Annotated in this window: 14 protein-coding genes; 3 read left to right on the plus strand and 11 right to left on the minus strand. The window is 41.6% G+C overall.

Translation table 11 applies throughout. The features are described 5' to 3' along the window. Window positions 1-7 precede the first annotated feature (7 nt). Window positions 8-4,513: an EAL domain-containing protein gene (locus tag CWC02_RS02570; protein ID WP_138616266.1), complete on the plus strand. Its 4,506-nt coding sequence runs from the start codon at window positions 8-10 to the stop codon at window positions 4,511-4,513. 21 nt (window positions 4,514-4,534) lie between these two features. Here the strand turns inward: CWC02_RS02570 and CWC02_RS02575 are convergent, their stop codons facing one another. Together CWC02_RS02575 and CWC02_RS02580 are read right to left on the minus strand one after the other, a co-directional pair. Continuing rightward, window positions 4,535-5,488: an ion transporter gene (locus CWC02_RS02575; RefSeq protein ID WP_138598883.1), complete on the minus strand. Its 954-nt coding sequence runs from the start codon at window positions 5,486-5,488 to the stop codon at window positions 4,535-4,537. Window positions 5,489-5,497: 9 nt separating this feature from the next. Further along, window positions 5,498-8,167: a bifunctional acetate--CoA ligase family protein/GNAT family N-acetyltransferase gene (locus CWC02_RS02580; RefSeq protein WP_054552675.1), complete on the minus strand. Its 2,670-nt coding sequence runs from the start codon at window positions 8,165-8,167 to the stop codon at window positions 5,498-5,500. Window positions 8,168-8,336: 169 nt separating this feature from the next. Between CWC02_RS02580 and CWC02_RS02585 the strand changes: the two genes are divergently transcribed. Beyond that, window positions 8,337-9,053 carry an SIMPL domain-containing protein gene (locus CWC02_RS02585; RefSeq protein ID WP_054552674.1) on the plus strand — a complete coding sequence of 239 codons (717 nt, stop codon included), beginning with the start codon at window positions 8,337-8,339 and terminating at the stop codon, window positions 9,051-9,053. Here the strand turns inward: CWC02_RS02585 and CWC02_RS02590 are convergent. The 9 genes from CWC02_RS02590 to CWC02_RS02630 form a co-directional block, all read right to left on the minus strand. Then, complete coding sequence (locus CWC02_RS02590) at window positions 9,042-10,298, minus strand: lipopolysaccharide biosynthesis protein (RefSeq protein WP_138616268.1); 1,257 nt, start codon at window positions 10,296-10,298, stop codon at window positions 9,042-9,044. The genes CWC02_RS02585 and CWC02_RS02590 overlap by 12 nt on opposite strands. Before the next feature lie 4 nt (window positions 10,299-10,302). Then, window positions 10,303-10,986 carry a hypothetical protein gene (locus tag CWC02_RS02595; RefSeq protein ID WP_138598886.1) on the minus strand — a complete coding sequence of 228 codons (684 nt, stop codon included), beginning with the start codon at window positions 10,984-10,986 and terminating at the stop codon, window positions 10,303-10,305. 99 nt (window positions 10,987-11,085) lie between these two features. Next, window positions 11,086-12,921 carry a DUF885 domain-containing protein gene (locus tag CWC02_RS02600; protein ID WP_138598887.1) on the minus strand — a complete coding sequence of 612 codons (1,836 nt, stop codon included), beginning with the start codon at window positions 12,919-12,921 and terminating at the stop codon, window positions 11,086-11,088. 40 nt (window positions 12,922-12,961) lie between these two features. Continuing rightward, window positions 12,962-14,095, minus strand: a complete 1,134-nt coding sequence (hemW, locus tag CWC02_RS02605; RefSeq protein ID WP_138616270.1) for a radical SAM family heme chaperone HemW — start codon at window positions 14,093-14,095, stop codon at window positions 12,962-12,964. After that, a complete protein-coding gene (locus CWC02_RS02610) occupies window positions 14,092-14,691 on the minus strand; it encodes an XTP/dITP diphosphatase (protein WP_058586594.1) in 600 nt (199 codons plus the stop codon). Before CWC02_RS02610 ends, hemW begins: the two co-directional genes overlap by 4 nt. 7 nt (window positions 14,692-14,698) lie before the next feature. Continuing rightward, window positions 14,699-15,139 carry a DUF4426 domain-containing protein gene (locus CWC02_RS02615; protein WP_054562744.1) on the minus strand — a complete coding sequence of 147 codons (441 nt, stop codon included), beginning with the start codon at window positions 15,137-15,139 and terminating at the stop codon, window positions 14,699-14,701. 58 nt (window positions 15,140-15,197) lie between these two features. Continuing rightward, a complete protein-coding gene (locus CWC02_RS02620; RefSeq protein ID WP_054552667.1) occupies window positions 15,198-15,731 on the minus strand; it encodes a YggT family protein in 534 nt (177 codons plus the stop codon). A gap of 23 nt (window positions 15,732-15,754) precedes the next feature. Then, window positions 15,755-16,576 carry a pyrroline-5-carboxylate reductase gene (gene proC / locus CWC02_RS02625; RefSeq protein ID WP_138616272.1) on the minus strand — a complete coding sequence of 274 codons (822 nt, stop codon included), beginning with the start codon at window positions 16,574-16,576 and terminating at the stop codon, window positions 15,755-15,757. 17 nt (window positions 16,577-16,593) lie between these two features. Beyond that, window positions 16,594-17,307, minus strand: a complete 714-nt coding sequence (locus CWC02_RS02630; protein WP_138616274.1) for a YggS family pyridoxal phosphate-dependent enzyme — start codon at window positions 17,305-17,307, stop codon at window positions 16,594-16,596. A gap of 2 nt (window positions 17,308-17,309) precedes the next feature. Between CWC02_RS02630 and CWC02_RS02635 the strand changes: the two genes are divergently transcribed. Further along, the gene (locus CWC02_RS02635; protein WP_054552664.1) at window positions 17,310-18,350 is read left to right on the plus strand and encodes a type IV pilus twitching motility protein PilT; all 1,041 of its coding nucleotides are present in this window, start codon (window positions 17,310-17,312) and stop codon (window positions 18,348-18,350) included. Window positions 18,351-18,355: the final 5 nt, after the last annotated feature.

Below are 18,355 nucleotides of genomic sequence, written 5' to 3' on the forward strand. Positions count from 1 at the left end.
AACGTCAATGACTAAGTTCTTTTCTAGTATAACCATTTTTTTATTTTTGAGCTTTATCTTGTTTAGCCACTGCGCTTATTCACAGGTTAAACGGTTATCAACCAGCGAAGGCTTATCGCAAAGTTATGTAAACACCATGCTCATTGATAACAGTGGCTATCTTTGGCTATCAACTGAGGGGGGGCTTAATCGCTACGACGGCTATCAGGTTGTTCATATCAAAGGACCTAATGGTGAGCTTGAAGATGCCATCATTGACCGTATTTACCAAGATCCTCAAGGCTATATTTGGATAGCTTCGCTACAAGCGGGTTTATTCCGTTATGATCCCACTTCCGATACTTATCAGCAGTTTATTGCTAAACCCACCACAGAAGAGCAAATTTTTATTGAGTCGGTGTTTAGTATGGTGGCTGTTGATGACAAAACACTATGGCTTGGTCGGGGTTGGGACTTTGCCAAGTTGGATTTAGAAACAAAACAAGTCACTTCAATTTTTGAAATCCCTGAGCGTGTAAAAAGCAGTGTTATAAGAGAGCTGTATGCTTATAACGGATTCATTTTTATGGGCACAAGTAATGGCGCTTATGTATATCAAATTGCTAGCGGTGAGGTTCGTAAGCTTGAGCACTTACAGCAAAAACCAAGTCATATTTATCAAAATTATGTGAAATCATTTGCAGTAATCGATCAAACAACTCTACTAGTCGGTGCTGTCAGAGGTTTGTATCAAGTTGATATCAGTAATTTAGAAGCGATGTTTGAGACTCCTAATAAGCCTTTCTCTAATAAAACCTTAATAAAAGATTTGAATATTTGGACCATTATTCAAGAAAAAGATGCGATTACTTTAGGTACGGATAAAGGGTTGTTTGAATATGACCTAGTAACAGCAGAGCTTAATAAAAATAAGCGTTTACGGGAAGGCGGCTATACGTTAGCTGATAACAGTATTATTGATGTTGTAAAAGATAAATCGGGTGGCATGTGGCTGGCGACAAAAAATGATGGGGCCTTTTATTTATCTTATGATAATTACAACTTTATTAATGTGACTGCTAACTCACTGAGAGGTGATGGTTTATCACATCACTCGATTTGGAGTATTGCGGAGTTTAAAAATAGGCTTTGGCTGGCCACACACAACGGTTTAACAGCGGTTGACTTACAGACTAACGAAAGTGAAGTGTTCTTAAAAGACTACCAAGTTGACTTAATAACGACAGAGTTCAGCGTTTACCAAATAATGCCCTATAAAGATAAGTTGTGGTTACACACTAACAGGGGAATTTTGAGTTTTGATCCAGACACAAAACAAGCGTCACCTGTTAAGGCTGCAAATCCTGAAAATCAGGTTTTAATAAACGACTGGGTGCATGGCATATTATTAATGCCCTCGGGTGATCTTTACTATGTCCACCCTGATTACGGCATGTTTGTATACAATATTGATAGCCAAAAAGTGACCCGACTTGGTGGGAAATTTGATGAATTTGAGCCATTTTTAGCTTATGGGTTCTTACCCGCCTTATCTTCTAAGCCCGATGCGCCTTTATTTTATAATGCAGGTATTTTATATCAGGTTGATCCGCAGTCTTTCGAGTTGACAACGATTTATACTGTTCCCGAGCAACACGAAAATGTAGCCGTTAATGTGATGTCATACATCATAGATAATAACAATGTACTGTGGTTATCGCTTTCTAACTTTGGCTTGATCGGCCTAGATGCTAGCACTTATGAGCATATCTATACCATTGACCTTGAAAAAAATAAATTAGGAACCTTGTTATATGACATGGTACTTGATGAAGCGGGTATGATTTGGATGAGCAGCCATAAAGGCCTTTGGCGGCTTAATCCTAATAATCTTCATTTTCAACAATTTACAGGCTCGGAGGGGCTATTCTCTACAGAGTTTAATAGTGGTGCTTTCACAAAGCTTGAGTCAGGGCAAATTGTATATGGAACGCTCAAAGGGTTTACTTACTTTTCTCCTATGGATAACCACTACCAGCAAGCTTTAATTGATCACGTTAATATTACTAATCTTGATTTAATGTCTCGTGATCTACCTGCCGAGCTAAAGCAGCCTATTGATAGTGTCGTTCTTGAGCATGATGACATAGGTCTAGAAGTTGCCTTTTCGGCAATGGCATTTAATTATCAAGAACGTATCATTTATGAGTATCAACTCGGTGATGGTCAAAAAACCTATACCCGTAACAACAACCGGGTGTTATTCCCAAAACTTAGTGCGGGTAAGTATCAACTCAAAGTATGGGCAAAAGATCCATTAACAGGGGAGTTAACGCCACCCGCTATATTAAATATTGAAGTAAAGTACCCACTTTGGCGTGCTCCGCAATTCATTGTTTTGTATGTTTTATTAGTTGCACTTTTTGTCGCTGCTTGGGTTTTTAGACGAAATCGTATGCAACAAATTTTGCTTGCCGCCCATAAAGAAAGTAAAGAAAGTGAAGCACGCTTAAAGTTAGCGCTTGAAGGGAGTCATTCAGGTGTGTGGGATTGGTCTTCACAAAGTCCAATTATATATCAACCGCGCCTTAAGAATGAGCTAGGCTATGAAACAGACAGTGTTAATTTAGATGATTACTTAGCAAGAATTCACCCTCACGATAAGCAAACTTTCCGCTTAGAGTGGTTAGAGTTTTTATCAACACAAAAAGGTTATTTTAATTGCACCTACCGATTACGCCATGCTGATGGCAATTGGCGCTGGTATAAAGATTTTGGCAAAGTAGTTGAGTGGCAAGATAATGCGCCAGAAAAAGTAGCCGGTACCTATACCAATATGACACGAGAGCTCGTATTTGAAGAAAACGCGCGCTTGTTTGGTGCAGCGTTTGAGCAAACTCGCGATTGGGTGTTTATCTTAGATAAAAATCTGCGAATTCGAGCTACTAACAAATCATTTCAAGATGCATTTGGTTTTCCGGCTGAACCTCGTTCTAGTCGCTCGCTAACACTCGGTTTGTCTATTGCTGCCCGCATACATTATTTAAGAGTGATGCAAAAGCTGCAGTCTGGCGAGCATTTCTCAGCTGAAGACGTTGTAGAGGTAGCAACTGGTGAAAAGCGCCAAGTATTAATTAAAATTAGTGCTGTTGCAGGAAGTAATCGTCAGCTAGATAGTTACGTCATAATCGTGACTGATATTAGCGCGCAAAAACTGGCGGAGAGTGAATTACATTTATTGGCTAACTATGACGCCTTAACAGGTTTGCCAAATAAAACCTTATTTAATGACCGAGTTAATCATGCAATTGAGCAAGCTGCTTATCATCAAAATAAAGTCGCTTTGCTAAATATTAATATTAAACGCTTTAAATATTTTAATGATTCACTCGGTCGGGAAGAGTCAGACGAGTTACTGAAACGTGTTGCTAAACGTCTAAAGCAAGTTCTCAGACCGCAAGATAGTCTTGCACGTTTTGATGGTGATGAGTTTGTTATTTTAGCTGAAGACTTTAAACAAGTAGAAGAGCTTTTATCATTGTGTGGACGAGTGATGGATAGTGTTGAATCGCATATCGAGCTCAGCCAACAAGCAGTAAAAGTAAACTTCAGTGTGGGAGTTGCTGTTTATCCTGATGATGCGCAAACCACCAAAGCATTATTAAAAGCATCTAATGTGGCTCTGTATCACGCCAAACAACTGGTCGAAGGTGGTTATCAGTTTTATAAGCAAGAAATGAACTTACAAGTGCAACGTACTTTGCATTTAGAATCGCAGTTAAGTAAAGCTTACCAAGAGCATGAGTTTTGTAATTTTTATCAGCCAATAGTCAGTGCTGAGTCACGCCAAGTCGCGGGGCTAGAAGTACTTTTACGTTGGCCAAATAAAGATGAATATAAGCCTGAAGATTTTGCGAACGCGGCAGAAAGCTCAGGGTTAATTACCAAAATAATGCTGCAGACTTTATCACGAGCTTTGATTGAGCTTCGTCAATGGCGCACGACGCATCCTGATTTATATATTTCGATTAATTTATCTGCTCTTGATTTTGAAAGTGTAAACTTAGTTGAAAATATTCATAAGGCGCTTGAAGCTAGTAAAGTGCCTGCCAGTGCGGTGGTTTTTGAAATTACTGAATCAGTCATGATGCATGATTCAGATAAAGCACAGCAGAGCATGGATAAACTCAAGGCCCTTGGTTGTCGGATTTATATGGATGACTTTGGAACTGGCTATGCGTCACTGACCTACTTAAAACGCTTTCCGGTTGATGTGCTAAAAATTGATAAAAGCTTTGTTAATGATATTGGTATTGATAAAGGTGATGAAGCGATTATCAACTCAACGCTTACGCTGGCAAAAAGCTTGGGTAAAGAATGTGTTGCTGAAGGCGTTGAAAACCGCACTCAATTGCAGTTCTTACGCTCTTTAGGCTGTGAGTACTTTCAAGGTTATCTATTTAGTAAACCTGTAGCAGGTGATGAAGTAAAAGCGCTTTTAGACACCCTGTGGGATGATGAGTTTTTAGGGTAAAGCCAAAGCTTTACCCTTTATTTAATCTTGGCGTTTACCGCAGTGGCGGCAATATAAATTACGATTGCGGTTTTTAAGTTCGTTATGAATCGCTTTGTTCGCCTCTTGCTGACTTAAGCCTAGTTTATAGCGTAAGTTCTCTAAATGTTCTTCTTCAACTGGCGATAAGTGGCCGTCTTCAATGGCTTCATGTACTGCATCGGTAAACACTTGTCTGCGTTTACGTAACTGTTCAGAAAAGCTTGAAGCTAGCAAACCAGTTGGAATTGCCACCATGCCCATACTCACTAGTGTGATAGCACCACCAAATAAGCGGCCTAGAGGAGTCACAGGCACCACATCGCCATAACCAACGGTTGTAAGTGTCACCATGGCCCACCACATTGCAGCAGGTATAGAGCCAAATTTATCGGGCTGCACATCATGTTCAATTAAATAAATACCGCATGAGGCGATGATCAAGACCACGGCCATTATAAAAAATGCAGCAAGCAGTGAACTGCTTTCTTCTTTAAACGAGTTTAGTAATAGCTGCATCGCTCTTGAATAACGAGTGAGCTTAAAAATACGCATTAACCTAAGTACTCGTAAGAAACGTAAATCAACACTCACAAACATCATTAGAATGGTGGGTAAAATCGCAATGAGATCAATCAGCGCCATGGGCGAGAAGAAATACCTAATACGAATCTTTGAGTTTCTCAGCGTGCTTTCTTTGTGCACGCTTTTATCTACACATGACCAAAGCCTGAGCACATATTCTAGGCTGAAAATAGCAACAGAAATCAGCTCAATCATTAAAAATTCATAATGATACTGCTTTGCTAAAGGGCCAACCGACTCCAAAACAATTGCCACTACATTGATCATGATCAGCGACATCAAAAACACGTCAAGTGCGCGTCCTACACGTCGATATTTACCATTACCTTCAAAAACTCGTGCAGTGTAATTTCTTAAACGATGCAAAATAATGATCCAGTTTTAGTTAAGTTTTAGCACCATATTAATGCTGCCTTCTTCAAAGTCGCGGGTGATCTTAAACCCAAGTTTTCTTGCCAGCTCAATCATGCCAGTATTTTCAGGTAAAGTGATCCCTGAAATTTGTTTAACGCCTTGGTTTTTACAATGCTCAATCGCCGCATTCATTAATATTGTACCAAGCCCTAAACCTTGGCAATCAGAGCGCACCACAATTGCAAACTCAGCATCGAGCTTGTCTGGATCCATCAACACTCGAGATACCCCTAATGTACAGGCTGAACCATTTTGCTCTTGGCTGACAATAAACGCCATTTCTCGGTCATAATCAATTTGCGTCATTTTCGCGAGCTGATCATGATTAAATTGCGGTAATTCACCGAAGAAGCGCTTATATCTGTCTTCTTTGCTCAATGATTGATCAAACTCTAAGTGTGCTTGCTCATCTTCCGGTTTGATAGGTCTTAACTGTGCTTGGGTATTATTTTTAAGGGTTACTTCTTTAACTAATTCAATTGGGTAGGGACGAATACACAAGCGTTTACGGTTCGCTTTTGCTTTATAACGGCTAAGACCAATGGTCGCATCAAGGACCAAAAACTGCCCGTTACTGGCTAAAATTGGATTAAGTTCAACACTGGTGATATCAGGTTGATCGATAACCAGCTGCGAAATACGGGTGAGTAGGGCGCATAAACGGTATTTATCGACTTTTTCTGGTAGCACGCGGTCTTTAAGTACGCCTTTATCGTGCGCCGCAGCTATTAGGTATTTTGCCAAGTTCATATTAAGTGGCGGTAATGCCACTGCAGCTTGTGCGAACTCAAGTCCGGTGCCAGCTTCACCTAGTAAAATCACCGGACCAAAGTTAGGCTCTGTTTTGATGGCGATACGTAGCTCATTAGCACCCGCTCGCGGCGCCATTTTTTGCAGTGAGAAACCTTCAATATGGGCATCAGGGTAGGTGTTTTTGATTCGTAGCAGCATGGCAAAGGCTGTTTGCTCAACTTCTTGCGCATCATTTAAATTAAGGACAACACCACCGACTTCTGATTTAGAAGGAATACTTGGGCTAATTAGTTTTAACGCTACCGGAAAACCCAGCTCAATAGCTTGTTCTTTGGCTTCTGTTGGCGTGTAAGCAACCTCAGTTTGAATACAATCAATACCATAATGAGTGAGAATTTGACTAGCTTCATGGGTTGATAAATAGCTCTGCTCTTCGGCTAAAAACTCGCTCACCACAGAGCGTGCAGCGTCTTTATTTATTTTTGCATCATCGGTGTTTGATTCTGGTGTTTGTGTTAAATGCTTTTGGTTACGACGATAACTTACTAAGTGCATAAAGGCACCCACCGCACCTTCAGGTGTACGGTAGGTTGGAATAGCGTTATTGGTACAGACTTTACGTGCAGCATAGGCGGCATCTTCACCCATAAAGTTAGTCATAACATAAGGGCGAGCCATTTTTGGGATTTTTTCCAAGGTTTCAACAATGATCTCTGCATAATCTTCACTCGGTGCAAGTGCTGAAGGAGTATGGATGATCAGCAAGTTTTTGACTTCTTTGGCTTGTAGTAAGATTTCTAAGGCTTGTTGATAGCGTCTTGGCGCTGAGTCACCAAAAATATCCACCGGATTTGAGGTCATTTCTGATTGCGGGATGACTTTATTAAGCGCAGCTCTAGTCTCATCGCTGAGCTCCGCCAGCTTTCCTGAGCTTTGCAAGAGCGTATCCACAGCCATGACACCTGGGCCGCCGCCATTGGTTAAAATGGTTAGCTGCTCGACTTTAAGAAGTTTTGGGTGCATTGCCAGCGTTTGTGTCGCAGCGAAAAGCTCTCGTAAGTCGTTTACCCTAAGCATACCTGCTCGCTGAAATAGCGCATCATAGACTGCATCTGAGCTTTGTTTGCCACCAGTGTGTATTTCTGCAGCTAGGGCACCAGCACTGGTTTTACCGGTTTTAATGGCGATTACGGGTTTGCTAAACGCAGCGGCTCGCGCTGCGGAAATAAAGCTGCGAATATCTTCAATATTATCGATATATAACAAAATAGCTTTAGTTTTTGCATCTCGGCCTAAAAAGTCGAGTAACTCATCAAAGTCGATATCTAGGCAATCACCCACAGATACAAAATATGAAAAGCCAATTTCTTTGTTTTTCGCCCAATCTAGAATGGTTGAGCAAACAGCCGCAGATTGCGATACAAAAGCAAGCTTTCCTGGGCTTGCAACCGTATGTGAAAAGCTGGCATTTAAACCAATATGAGGAATAAGTAAGCCCAAACAATTAGGCCCAAGTAAAGAGACATTTGCCTCAGCAGCTGCTTCTTTTAATGCGTGCTTTTGGTCGACGTTTAAACCCGCTGCAATTACCACCGCATGTTTACAACCAAGTTCTCCAAGCTCATTAATGATGTTAATTAAAGTATTTTTATTAGTACAAATAACCGCAAGGTCGGGCACTTTAGGTAGTGCAGCAATGCTTGGGTAGGCTAATACCCCGTGTACAGCGCTGTGATTTAAACTAACAGGCATGATTGGGCCTTTAAAGCCCCCCTGTAGTAAATTACGCATCACCACAAAGCCCGCTCGGTTAGGGGAATTTGAGGCGCCAATCACCGCGACCGATTTAGGATTAAAAAATTGGCTAATACGTTTAACGCTCATGCTGTTTCCTTCGCTTGCGATGTTTGTTAAAACTTCAGGGTCTGTTAAGTTTAATACACTCAAACTAGAACCGACACGCTTCCAAAGTATTAAAAGTTATACTCATAAGATAACCTGTTTATAACTACTTTTCGAGTCAAAAACAGTGACCTACATCAAGGAGAAAAGCATGAATAAAGCGCAACCATTTAATATCGTTATTGCAGCGTGTGCATTGGCGGTCGGTTTGCTCGGATTAGGTTTTATATTGAAAAGTGCAGCCCTTGATGTAAAGGGCATGGAGCGCACAGTTCATGTTAAAGGGCTAGCAGAAATGGAAGTGCCAGCCGACACCGTTATCTGGCCGTTACAGTTTTCTGATGCCGATAACAACCTTGAAAAACTAGTGGGTCGAGTTGAAGAGAAAAGTGATGCGGTTGTGGCTTTTTTAAAACTACATGGTTTTAGTGATGAAGAAATCAGCCTTGGTAGCCAATCGATTATTGATAAACAAGCTCGCGAATATGGCGGCGAGAATCAGCAGTTTCGTTATATTGCTCGTAATAATGTCATTGTTTATTCAAATGATATTGAAAAAGTGCAAAATGCCTTAGGCGCAGTAAGCCAATTAGCCAAACAAGGCATTGCGATAGTACAAGATAATTACGAAACGCGGATTCAATATTTATTTAATGGCTTAAATGAAATTAAGCCAAATATGATTCAAGAAGCAACCGAAAAAGCCCGCGAAGTAGCAATGAAATTTGCCAAAGATTCACAGTCTAAATTAGGTAAAATTAAAACAGCGCGTCAGGGGCAGTTTTCAATTTCTGATAGAGATTCAAACACACCTCAGCTGAAAAAAGTGCGTGTAGTTACCAGTGTTGAATATTATCTATCTGACTAAACCCAATACCACAGATAAAGGTAGCCGCATGCGTGTGCACACAATCACCATGCGGCAAATCGCTCCAAGCATAAAGCCGCCACTAAACGCCACAGCCACCCCCAATAAGCCAAACTGATCTTTTAATAGTACTGCCATTAAAACCGTGACACTGGTTGCACCAAGTAAGACATACAAGTTGATAAGCGGGTTGCCTTTTAACTTGATCATGCTACTGGCTAAGATTCTTGCTGGTAATAACAGCTGCCCGAGTAACAGCAGCATTAAAATCCAAAATCCTTCTTGTAATTGGCTTTCGCCATAGAGAGTGAGTAGTGGCTTTGCGAGCAGGGCAAGTAGCAAAATAGCGGCAAAGTTAAAACGCCATACCACTTTCATTAACTCGCTAAGTTGCTGCTCGGTCGTCTCATCGGCCATTAAAATGGGTTTTAAATATTGGTTGGCGGCATTGCCTAAAATAGTCAGTAAGCCAGCAATCACTACTGCAGGAAAGAAGATACTCACGCCTTGTGCACCAAACCATTGATGCACCAGTAAGACATCGAGTTTTGCTACCAACACGGTGCCTGCACCACTGGCGAGCATGATCAATGAGTCTTTACACCATTGCTTGGTTTGGTAGCGGGCAGTGCTTGCAACGATCATTTTTTTGATTAACCAATATTGATAAATGACTACGCACAAGATGCTACAAAACAACAAGATACAAATCTCGACTAACGATAAGTCGCCACGTATCAAGTACACGAAAAAGCAAAACCCCGCTGTTAGCAATTCAAAAATACACTGCTGCGTTATCAAGCCAATTTTTGGTTTATTCAAAGCCACTAAAAAAGCCGATTGGCTTTGCATAATGGCGCCAATCGGCACCAGTAATAGTAAATAGGCCACATGCTCTTGAGCGCTTTGGTGCGGTGAAATAGCCTGAAAGCTAATCACCACAGCAGCGACAAAAATCACCCCGAATAAACACGATGCCGCTAAATAAACATGTTTTAAGCCGCGTAGTAAGTCATGTTGCTGAGCTTTGTAGAGCGGGTAGCTAATACGCATTAAAGATGATGCAAAGCCCATACTCGCAGGTAATAACAAAATTTCACACAGTGCGAGTAACGCCGCGAAAGTACCAAACTCATCAGTACTTAATAACCTTGCAAGGCACAAGGTAAGCACAATACGGCTACCATGGTTAAGGGCGGTAAAACTACTGAGCGATAAAAACGCTTTAACAACATCCTTATTCATGGAGTTATTGATTGAGCGCGTTTAATAACTGTGCCGTTGGCACTTGCAAATAGGCCGCGCAAAGCAGCACTTTACTGTCGCTACTCGTTGCTTGATTGGCACCATAAAATTGCTTAAGGGTATTTACCAAGGCGCTGACTGCGCTCGGGCTGTGACTTTGGTCGACTTCCATCATGGCTAATAATGCAGAGAATTCATGTTTGGCTAGCATCTGAGTCGTGCTGTTTAGCGCTATAAAGCAACCTATAGGAGTGAGCTGCTGCTTATTTAATGTTTTTAACGCAACACCCAAGCTTTCGTTGCTTTCAAATAACATTAACGAACGCAAGTAATTAAAGGGGAGGTTATCAGCCTGACACTGCGTAAATAAATGATGTAATAGGGTGTTACCTTGGTTGTCGGTAATACAAAAAGCATTTTGAAACTTAAGACCAGGCGTGAAAAAGCTCAGTTTATCGATATCATCAATTAAGCCTACAGCTTCACTTGGCAGCGGGCTTGCTTCGAGTAAATGCGCTGCCACATTTTGTAAAAACAAGTATTTAACTTCACTACTGCACGCTAATTGATAGATATGCTGTAATTGTGCCGCTTGCAAAACTCCCGATAAACTTTGGTAATCGGCAATGAGTTCTTTTAACTGATGATGTTGAAGTCGGCTGTTCAATTGCTCAATCGCGCTTTGCATGGAGATACTCGTTTTTTATTATTTATACATTTATAGCTCAACTACTTGTTTAAATAAATAAAAAAGGCCGCTGAGCGGCCTTTTTCAAGTCTTTATTGGTTAAGCTGCTTGTTTCTTAGCAACCCATTGGTCAACAAACTTCTCTAGTACATTTAATGGTACTGCACCATTTTTAAGTACTACATCGTGGAATTCACGAATATCGAATTTATCGCCTAGTTTTTCTTTAGCCGCTTCACGAAGCTCTAAAATTTTCAACATACCTACTTTGTATGCCGTTGCTTGTGAAGGCATTACAATGTGACGCTCAACCATTTTAACGCCATCAGACGTCGCATTCGGTGTGTTATTTACGTAGTAGTCGATACCTTCTTGACGTGTCCACTTCATTGCGTGGATACCTGTATCTACTACTAGGCGACATGCGCGCCATAATTCCATCGCAAGACGACCAAAGTCTGAATAAGGGTCTTCGTATAAGCCCATTTCTTTTGGTACTAGCTCAGAGTATAAACCCCAACCTTCAACATACGCTGTGTAGCCGCCAAACTTACGGAACTTAGGTACACCTTCAAGCTCTTGCGCGATAGCAATTTGCATGTGGTGACCTGGAATACCTTCGTGGTATGCAAGTGCTTCCATTTGGTATGTTGGCATTGCTTCCATGTCGTAAAGGTTTGCGTAATAAATACCTGGGCGTGAGCCATCTGGCGCAGGTTGTTGGTAGAACGCTTTACCTGCTGCTTTTTCACGGAATGCTTCAACTGCTTTAACTTTAAGGTCAGCTTTTGGCTTAACAATGAATAGCTCGTCTAGACGAGATTTCATGTTATCGATAAGCGCTGTTGCTTCATCAAGGTAGCGTTGTTTACCTTCAGCGGTGTTAGGGTAGTAGAACTGCTTATCAGTTTTCATGAATTGCATGAATGCTTTAAGGTCACCTTTAAAGCCTACTTTATCTTTGATTGCACGCATTTCGTCGTGAATGCGCGCGACTTCAGCTAAACCGATAGTGTGGATTTCTTTCGCTGTTAAATCAGTTGTTGTGGTACGTGCTAAAGCGTTGTTGTAGAACGCTTCGCCGTCAGGGAATTTCCAAGCACCATCACGGTCATCAGCGCGTTTTTCTAACTGAGCTAAGAAGTTAATTAGCTTAGTGTAAGAAGGTTTTACTGCTGCTTTTAAGGCTTTTTCAGCGTCGCTGATAAGTGCAGATTTTTCGCTGTCGGCAATCTCTAATGCATTAACTTTACGTTTAAAGTCAGCTAGTAACGTTGAGTCTTCACCGTCATGGAATGGTGCGCCGCGTAAGATATTATTGCTTGAATCAATCACGTGTGGGAAAACAAATTTAGGCGCGATAATGCCTTTATCTGCACGTACTTCAAGGTCTTTGATTAGTTGATCAATAACCGTTGTAACACCATTTAAACGTGAGATATACGCTTTAGCATCAGATACATCGGCAATTTGATGTTGGTTGATTAAAAATGCAGGTATCATCGAGTGAACACCAAACATTTGGTTCACAGGGTAGTTGTAATGGCGCCATTTGAAATCAGCAATTTCGTTTTCTAAGTCTTGCTTTTTAAGGTCATAGCTTACTTTTGTTGCGTCATCTAATAGGTCGCGGTTAATTGCGTTAAGCGCAACTAGGTCAGCTTTAGTTTGTTCAAAGTCTTCTAAAACGCGCTCTTCGCTGCCATCATCCCATTTGTCGTAATCTTTTTTGATGCCCATGTATGTTTGATAAATAGGGCTTTTCATTACATCACGGTTAAAAGTATCTTCGAAGAAGGCGTTAGCTTTATCGATTTCACTTTGTACAGGTTGGCTTTGTACACTTGGTGCAGGCTTCGGTTGCTCTTGCATTTGTTGGCAGCCGCCAAGCAATGCAACACTTACCGCCGCAGCGATGAAGGTCAGTTTACGCATTATCGTTCCTTTGTAGTTGTTAGAAATTTAATTATAATTCTTAAACGAATAATTCTAGCAGGTCATTTAAAAAGCGATGGCCTTTTTGGCTTACCTGCCAGTTATCTTTATCATCAATTAGTAAGCCTTTTGCAATTGCCTCAGTCAAGGCTTGTTCCTGACTTTGCAGTGACAAACTTGTAAGCAAAGGTAAATCAGCTTTGGGGCAGGGTTCGACTAAACGAAAACGATTCATAAAGAATTCAAAAGCTAAGTCGTCTTCTGCTACTTGCCATTGCTGATATAAATACGGTTTGGCAAGATCCATATAACCTCGTGGGTGTTTTACTTTCACCGTACGGGTGATGACTTTATTTTCATCAGTAATTTTACCATGGGCACCGCAACCGATACCGAGATAATCGCCAAATCGCCAATAATTCAAGTTATGACGGCATTGGTAACCGGGCTTCGCGTAGCCTGAGATCTCGTATTGCTCATAACCTGCTGCTGCGAGTAACGCTTGACCTTGTTCTTGAATATCCCAAAGGGTGTCGTCATGAGGTAAGGTCGGTGGCTTAGAAGCAAACTGCGTATTTGGCTCAATGGTTAGTTGATACCAAGAGATATGAGGAGGATTAAGGGCAATAATTTTTTCAAGGTCGCTCAAGGCATCTTCAACAGATTGCCCTGGCAAGCCATGCATTAAATCAAGATTAAAGCTGTTTAGCCCCGCTTGGTGTGCTTGTTTAGCCGCATAACTTGCTTCATCAGCACCATGAATACGGCCAAGGGCTTTTAGCTTGTCATTTTGCATGCTTTGCACACCAATTGAAATACGATTGATGCCAGCGGCAACATATTCTTTAAAGCGACCTGTTTCGACAGTACCTGGGTTTGCCTCTAGGGTAATTTCACAGTCATCAGTTAGACCAATTAATTTATCTACTTCACCAAGTAGGCGAGTATAAGCGTCACCGGTTAATAAGCTTGGCGTGCCGCCGCCAATAAAAATGCTGTGGATTTTACGTCCTTGCACCAAGTGCAAATCGGCCTTGAGATCATCAATAAGATGCTGAACGTATTCTTTTTCGGGGATTGTGCCTTTTTGACCATGGCTATTAAAGTCACAGTATGGGCACTTTTGCACGCACCAAGGCACGTGCACATATAAACTTAAAGGCGGTAAACTCACAGGCCGCCTTTTTGCTGCAATTGCGCAAGTAGTTGTTTTAAAGCCTGGCCGCGATGGCTAAGGGCATTTTTTTGCTCTTTAGTTAACTGAGCGCTAGTGCATTGCTCAGACGGTACATAAAACACCGGATCATAACCAAACCCACCCTGACCATCTTGGCTATGAGTGATTTCGCCTTCCCAACTGGCACTACAAATAAGCGGTGTTGGATCGTCGGCGTGGCGCATTAATACTAATACACACCAAAAACGCGCACTACGAACAGGATTATCAGCAAGCTCTTTTAGTAACTTGTCGATATTATCTTGATCGCTAGCACCCGCACCGGCAAAGCGTGCAGAGTACACACCTGGCGCACCATTTAGGCCGTCTACTTCAAGGCCTGAGTCATCAGCAATCGCAGGCATGCCTGTGATCTTTGCTGCATGGCGCGCTTTAATAATGGCGTTTTCAACAAATGTTGTGCCTGTTTCAGGCACGTCTGGCACTTGAAAATCGCTTTGTGGAACCACGTTAATATTAAGTGGGCTGAGCATGCTTGCCAGCTCTTTTACTTTGCCAGGGTTACCCGTGGCTAAAACCAAGGTGTTGTTCATAGGTCTATTAATCTACGTAAAATTTTTGCTGAAATTTCAGCGTTTGTACTTTGCCGTTTTGATTAATTTCGATATCAAAACGGTAAATTTCTTCGTTGCTGTAATCGATTTGCGCGAGGTAATAAATCGCATCGCCTTCAACAACTTCTTTAAATGTAAGCTGCTTTTTATTACCAAGTAGGTTACGTGCAGTGCCAGTTAAAGTTGCTGTCTGCGCTGTTTTATCGCTGTTTTTTAATACCGAAATATTAATAATTCCTTTGCTAGGGCTACGCTCTAAATCATAGTTTTTAGCAATGTTTGGCTGAATAAAAGTCGATGGAAATGCAATGTAATGAACTTCCCAAGGGCCAAGAACCTTGTACTGGGCGCCTGCTTGTTCATCAGCTTTGGCAAAGGTTGTAAATAAACTCAATACAATCAAAGAAAAATAAATAAATTGCTTCATGGTATATCTCACTTAACAAAAGAGGCCTTTCGGCCCCTTACTGCTTCACGTTAAACGCTTAGCCAATTAAATCCATTACTAAAAACTGTAAAAACTGTAGACCAATAATCAACACTAAGATTGATAGGTCTAGACCACCTAGTGGTGGGATAATCTTACGAATAGGGCGCAACATTGGCTCAGTTAGCTGGTGGAATACAGCCTCAATTGGGTTGTAACCTTGGCTTACCCAGCTCAGTAAAGCACGAATAATTAATACCCAAAATAGTAAGTTTAAACCTTCTTTAATTACTGTAATTAACGCTTGAATAAATACCGGACCTGGCGCCCAAGCGTTATAAAACATCAGAAAAATAACACTGAGTTTGGCTACAGCAACTAAATAAGCAAGCACTAACGAGGCAATATCAAAGCCACCCACTCCTGGGATGATTTTACGAAGTGGGTTCACTGCGAACGAAGTGGCTTTCACCACAAACTGGCTCATAGGATTGTAAAAGTCAGCTTTTGCCGCTTGTAACCAAAAGCGTAAAAGGACCACCATTAAAAAGAGATCAAAAATAATCCCAACTAAAAAGTGCATGGCTTGCATAGTTTTACCTTCAAAAAGTAAGCTTAAAGTTCTTTTTCCATCGCTTCAGCGCGAGCGATACAGGCATCCATTGCATCTGCAACAGTACCGACTAAACCTTGTGATTTAAGATGCTCAACAGCTTCGTGAGTCGTACCACCTTTAGAGGTTACGTTTGCACGTAGCTGAGAAATACTGATGTCTGGTTGCGACAGTGCCATTTCGGCTGCACCCAGTGCTGTTTGTTGTACTAAACGGCGTGCATCTTCATCGCTAAAACCAAGTGCTTTCGCTTTTTCTTCAATTGCTTCCATAAATAAGAAGAAGTAAGCAGGTGATGAGCCTGTAACAGCGATGATGTCGTTGATTTGTGACTCTTGCTCAACCCACACAACAATGCCTGTACACTCAAAAACTTGTTGTACAAACTGGTGCTCTTCAGCGGTTTCACCCGCGCCATACAAACCAGAAACACCACGACCGAGTAATGATGGTGTATTTGGCATACAACGCACCATTTTCACATCTTGCCCTAGCATTTCACGTAGACGGTTTACGGTAAGACCTGCTGCCACTGAAATAAATAGCTTGTCGCTAAAATCAACGCCTGAGTCTTGGAATGATTGGCAAAGATCGCCCATCATTTGTGGTTTAACAGATAAGACAATCACATCAGCATCGCGAAGTGCCGCGTTGTTATCCGCGGTAGTTTGCACCCCGAAATCAGCAGCAACCTTAGCTAATTTTTCTTGGTTGCGATTGGTTGCAATGATGTTTTTTGCTGCAAAACCGTTCTTTACCATGCCGCCAATGATGGCGTAGCTCATGTTACCCGTGCCTATAAATGCGATTTTTTTGTCTGACATATGTCTGTTATCACCTTTTAATTTCGTTGGCCAAATATATCCGTGCCAATGCGTACCATGGTTGAACCCGCTGCAATCGCCGCTTCAACATCGTTACTCATACCCATCGACAAGGTGTCTACTTGGGGATATTGGGCCTTTAGTTTATCAAAGCAAGCGCTTAATTGCTCAAAATATTGTAATTGTAGCTGGGCATCGTCGGTTTTGGCAGGAATCGCCATCACACCGCGCAGGCATAAATTAGGGCATTGACTGATAAATTCGGCCAGTGCCATTAGCTCGTCTGGGTGGCAGCCTGACTTAGCCTCTTCTAAACTAATATTAACTTGAATTAATACATTGAGTGGGGCTTTGTCGGCTGGTCGTTGCTCATTAAGACGTTTTGCAATTTTAGTGCGGTCAACACTTTGTACCCAATCAAAATGCGTGGCTACTTGGGCACTTTTATTTGATTGAATAGGGCCGATAAAGTGCCAAATAATGTCTTTATAATCAGCCAATGCTGTGATTTTTGTTACCGCTTCTTGAACGTATGATTCGCCAAACTGGCGTTGTCCATGCTTATAGGCAGCAATAATATCGTCGGCAGGTTTTGTTTTTGAAACAGCCAATAGGTTGATTGATTGATCATCGCGGTGATTATTTTTTGCAGCTTGAGCAATTCTTGCGTAGGCGGATGTAAGTCGTTCTGCTATTGTAACCATATAATTATCAGTTGGTTGTGGAGTCATAAATGGATATTACCGAATTATTGGCCTTTAGTGTGCAACACAAAGCCTCGGATTTACACTTGTCATCAGGCGTATCACCTATGATACGTGTCGATGGTGATGTGCGTCGTATTAATATTCCAGCATTAGAACAAAAAGATGTAAATAGTCTGGTATACGATATTATGAACGATAATCAGCGTAAGGACTATGAACAAAATCTCGAAGTGGATTTTTCTTTCGAAGTGCCAAACCTTGCGCGTTTTCGTGTTAACGCATTTAATTCAAACCGTGGTCCTGCGGCGGTGTTTCGTACTATCCCAAGTGATGTTTTAACGTTGGATGATTTAGGTGCGCCTGATATTTTTAAAACCATTGCCGATAACCCTCGTGGTTTGGTGCTAGTCACTGGGCCAACGGGTTCGGGTAAATCAACGACTTTGGCGGCGATGGTCGATTACATTAACCAAACAAAACATCATCATATTTTAACTATCGAAGATCCTATCGAATTCGTACATGAAAATAAGCTAAGCCTTATTAACCAACGCGAAGTTCACCGTGATACGCATAGCTTCTCTAATGCACTTAGAAGTGCACTACGTGAAGATCCGGATGTAATCTTAGTGGGTGAGCTTCGTGACCTTGAAACAATCCGCTTAGCAATGACTGCGGCAGAAACGGGGCACTTAGTGTTTGGAACCTTGCATACTACCTCTGCACCAAAAACCATTGACCGTATTATTGACGTGTTCCCAGGTGAAGAAAAAGACATGGTGCGTTCAATGTTGTCAGAATCATTGCGTGCCGTAATCTCGCAAACTTTACTTAAAAAGGTAGGCGGCGGCCGAGTAGCAGCCCATGAAATCATGATCGGTATTCCTGCAATCCGAAATCTGATCCGTGAAGATAAAATTGCGCAAATGTACTCATCAATTCAAACTGGTGCATCGCATGGCATGCAGACCATGGACCAATGTTTAGGTAATTTGGTTAACTACGGCATTATTACTAATGTTGATGCGCGAGCTAAAGCGCAAGATAAAACCCAGTTTGGTGGCTAACGGAG

The sequence above is a fragment of the Pseudoalteromonas sp. S2721 genome, assembly GCF_005887425.1.
GTDB classification, from domain to species: domain Bacteria; phylum Pseudomonadota; class Gammaproteobacteria; order Enterobacterales; family Alteromonadaceae; genus Pseudoalteromonas; species Pseudoalteromonas simplex.